The sequence below is a fragment of the Wolbachia endosymbiont of Cylisticus convexus genome, assembly GCF_003344345.1.
In genome coordinates, this window is the sequence record NZ_QPIP01000093.1 from 1 (window position 1) to 1,866 (window position 1,866).

1 protein-coding gene is annotated in these 1,866 nt (G+C 41.1%); it reads left to right on the plus strand.

All coding sequences use genetic code 11. From position 1 onward, the window contains the following. Positions 1–538: 538 nt before the first annotated feature. The gene (gene ltrA / locus Wcon_RS07990; RefSeq protein WP_114517805.1) at positions 539–1,789 is read left to right on the plus strand and encodes a group II intron reverse transcriptase/maturase; all 1,251 of its coding nucleotides are present in this window, start codon (positions 539–541) and stop codon (positions 1,787–1,789) included. Positions 1,790–1,866: the final 77 nt, after the last annotated feature.

A 1,866-nucleotide genomic window follows, 5' to 3' on the forward strand; every position in this document is an offset into this window, starting at 1 on the left:
GTGTGCCGTAGTGATGCAAGGAATGGTCAGAAAAGAGCAAACTGAGTACTTAAGCTACGCAATAGATGAGGGTGGGCCCCTCGGAGCCGATTTACAAGAGCAGGCTTCAAACAACCATAAGCTGCTTTGGTAAAGAGCCAAGGTAGTGAGCGTTATGGAAAAGGCGCAGTTATGTGTCATGTGTGAAATAGAGAGATGAACGAAAGTGAACCACTGATAAAGTGTCGAAACCATAACTGATGACGTCAAAACCAGGGGCTTATAACTCAACTGGGATAAATCTACCGGGAGCTTGTTTACGGGGTAGGAGGCGTCCGGCATAAAGGTGGCATGAATCTATTTTAGGCTATTGTGTAGAACTACGGGAACCTGTCGTTTCGATGATAAGGGAGAAATTCAAGGAGCTAAACTCTAAGGATGAGAGTACCAATGCGGAAAACAGGGGCGCGTAGTAGTGAAGAAGTTTCTGTAATGGAAATGGAGCGAAGGAGTTGAGTTATTCAGTTTTAATTATGTATCAACCGAAAGGGAGGAGTTAATGAATAAAACAAAGTCTTTTGATATACCAAAGCAACTTATTTGGAGGGCTTATAAACAAGTATCGAAAAATAAAGGTGCGGCTGGTGTGGATGAGGTATCGATAACAAGGTTTGAAGAGAACCTGAAGGATAATCTGTACAAACTATGGAATCGGATGTCATCAGGAAGTTATTTTCCAGAGCCTGTAAAAGCTGTAGCAATACCGAAAGATACGGGAGGGGGACAAAGAATTTTAGGTGTTCCTTCAGTATTCGACAGGATAGGGCAAACGGCCGCTTCTATGTATCTTGAGCCGCTAGTAGAACCAAAATTCCATGAAGATTCATATGGTTATAGACCGAATAAATCAGCACTGGATGCGGTAGATACGGCAAGGAAAAGATGCTGGAGGTATGATTGGACGATAGATCTAGATATATCCGGGTTTTTCGACAATTTGGATCACGAGTTGGCATTGCAAGCTATCAAGAAGCATACAAATTGCAAATGGGTCATACTATACGTTGAAAGGTGGATAAAATCCCCTATAAAACTTGCAGATGGCAGTAAGGTAGTTAGGGATAAAGGAGTTCCGCAAGGAGGTTCAGTTAGCCCAATCATCTCTAATATATTCATGCATCATGTGTTTGATATATGGATGAAAAAGAACTACCCGACGGTACCATTTGAGAGATATGTGGATGATGCGATAGTGCACTGCAGAACAGAGAAACAGGCAGAATTTGTGAAAGTAATGATCGAAGAAAGATTGGCTGAGTATAAGTTGAAATTACATCCTGAAAAGACACAGATAGTGTACTGTAAGGATGACAATAGGAGAGATGAATTTCCTAAACAAAGTTTTGATTTTCTGGGTTACACATTCAGACCCAGGTTAGCAAGAAATAAAATAGGGAAGCATTTTGTTTCATTTCTCCCAGCAATTAGCAACAAGGCCAAGAAAAAGATTACTACAACCATAAGATCATGGAAAATGCTAAGAAATACGCATATAACATTAGAGGGGATGTCAGAGAAAGTAAATCCAATAGTCAGAGGCTGGTATCAGTACTATGGCAAATTTTACAGAACTGAGGTCTACAAATCTCTAAAGAATGTAGAGCGGCATCTAGAAAAGTGGGTCAAAAGGAAATATAAGAGACTCAGGGGTCACGGAAGACTAGCAAGACAATTTCTAGGAAAGGTGAGAAAGAGGTCTCCGGATATTTTCTATCACTGGACACTAGGGTTAGATCAAAAGGCTGAATAATGGAAGCTGTATAAGCTGAGAGGTTTACGTACAGTTTTGCGAGAGACTGGTGGGGAAGTTCCACTGGTCTACTCTCC